The following is a 2,165-nucleotide window of genomic DNA, read 5'->3' on the forward strand; positions in this document are numbered from 1 at the left end:
GCTCGTTGAAATTCCCCAGTTGTGCTCACCGAAATTCCCCAGTCTGGGTCGCTCCGTCGCATGAGGCGGGCCTCCCTGGATGCTGGTGGTCTCTGACCACACACCAGCCTTCCAGGGAGGCCCTACGATCATGCTCTCAGAGAGGAGCAGCGTGGACATCCACGCTCTACATCGGCGGGGAATCACGATCAGTGAGATCGCCCGTCGTACCGGCCATGACCGCAAGACCATCCGTTCCTACCTCCGCGGCGACCGCGAGCCCGGAGTCCGAAAGCGTGCCGCCCCGGACGCGTTCGAGCCGTTCATCGACTACGTCACCGCCCGGCTGATCGAGGACCCGCACCTGTGGGCCGTGACTTTGCTGGACGAGCTGCAGCCACTGGGATTCGAAGGCTCCTACCAGTCGCTGACCCGGCATATTCGTGACCGTTCGTTGCGGCCGGCCTGCCAGGCCTGCGCCCACGTCACCCAGCGGCCGAACGCGGTGATCGAGCACCCTGCTGGGGAGGAGACCCAGTTCGACTGGCTCGAGCTGCCCGACGCACCTGAGCACTGGGGCTACCCGACGAAGCGGGCGTTCGTACTGGTCGGGTCACTCGCGCACTCCGGTGTCTGGCGGGCAGCGATCGCCCCCTCGATGGACCTGCCCCATCTGCTCGCCGCGATGACAACCGTCCTTTCCCTGCTGGGCGGGCTGACGCGGGTATGGCGGTTTGATCGGATGCGGACCGTGCTGGACCCCGCCACCGGGGACCTGACCTCGATGTTCTCCGCGTTCGCGAAGCATCACGGGGTCCAGGCCGTCGCTTGCCGACCCCGCTCGGGGAACCGCAAGGGCGTGGTCGAGAAGAACAATCACACCGCTGCCCAGCGCTGGTGGCGGACCCTGCCCGACGAGATCACCGCGGAGCAGGCCCAGTCCTCCCTCGAAGCCTTTGCGGCTCGGCAGGACGACAGACGCCGTGAGAGCGCGACCGGGACCACGACCGCGGCACAGATGCGCGCTGCTGAACGGCTACGGCCCCTTCCGGCGATGGCGTTCCCGGTGGTGGTGACCGAGCAGCGGACCGTTTCGCGGCAGGCGCTGATCCACTGGCGCGGCAACCGCTACTCCGTCCCTCCCGAGCTCGCCATGGCCACGGTGAGCGTCCATCAGCATCTCGGCGCGGCCGACATCGAGATCACCACCACTTCCGGCACGATGCTCGCCCGTCACCGTCTGGCCGAGGCGGGTCTGGGCATCACGCAGCGGACCGACCAGCACGTCACCGCGCTGGAGATGATCGCGTTGGCCTCCGCGCCACCCGGACGGCCCCACCGCCGCAAGGAACGCATCCCACCGGGCACCGCCGCGCTGGCCGCCGCACAGGCCCTGACCAGTCCCTCCGCCCCGACTGCCACCGTGATCGACCTTGCCGCTTATGAGCAGGCCGCGAAGAACAGGAACACCCTGACATGACCACTATCAAGACCACCCAGAGCGTCTATCAGCAGCTCCGCGGCCACCTCACCGAGCTCAAGCTCGCCGACGCCGCCGAAGCCTTGCCCGGCATCCTCGACCAGGCCCAGGCCGAGGACTGGACCCTCACCCACGCCCTGGAACGGCTGCTGGCTATTGAGGTCACCGCAACCGAAAAGCGCCGCCTTGCGGGCCGTTTCCGCTTCGCGAACCTCCCCACCGGCGCGACCCTGGAGAACTTCGACCACGATGCCGCCTCGGGTATCGACCCTCACCTCCTGGCAGAGCTGGGGACCTGCCGGTTTCTCGAGAACGCGACGAACGTGCTGCTGATCGGGCCGCCCGGAGTGGGCAAGACCCACATCGCCACCGGCCTCGGTCACGCCGCGATCAACGCCGGCTATCGGGTCTATTTCACCTCCGCCGCTGACCTCGCCGCCCGCTGCCACCGCGCCGCGATCGAGGGCAAGTGGTCCACCATGATGCGGTTCTTCGCCGGCCCCACCCTGCTGATCATCGACGAGCTCGGCTACCTCCCCCTGCCCGCTGAAGCCGCATCAGCGCTGTTCCAAGTCATCAACCAGCGCTACCTGAAGACCTCGATCGTGATCACCACGAACAGACCCGTCGGCGCCTGGGGCGAGATCCTCGGCGACACCACCGTCGCCGCGGCCATGCTCGACCGCCTCCTCCACCGCTCCGTCGT

Annotated in this window: 2 protein-coding genes; both read left to right on the forward strand. The window is 67.9% G+C overall.

The genetic code is table 11. The features are described from left to right. The first annotated feature begins 130 nt into the window (after window positions 1-130). Complete coding sequence (gene istA / locus JJ683_RS18660) at window positions 131-1,459, forward strand: IS21 family transposase (RefSeq protein WP_200176317.1); 1,329 nt, start codon at window positions 131-133, stop codon at window positions 1,457-1,459. Next, window positions 1,456-2,165, forward strand: a 710-nt coding sequence (istB, locus tag JJ683_RS18665) for an IS21-like element helper ATPase IstB (RefSeq protein ID WP_200176316.1), incomplete at its 3' end; no start/stop codon positions are given. The genes istA and istB, both read left to right, overlap by 4 nt.

The organism is Tomitella cavernea (assembly GCF_016599145.1).
GTDB classification, from domain to species: domain Bacteria; phylum Actinomycetota; class Actinomycetes; order Mycobacteriales; family Mycobacteriaceae; genus Tomitella; species Tomitella cavernae.

Excerpts from the sequence above, each read along its gene's own strand:
- istA (WP_200176317.1), top strand. The coding sequence starts at position 131 with ATGCTCTCAGAGAGGAGCAGCGTGGACATCCACGCTCTACATCGGCGG.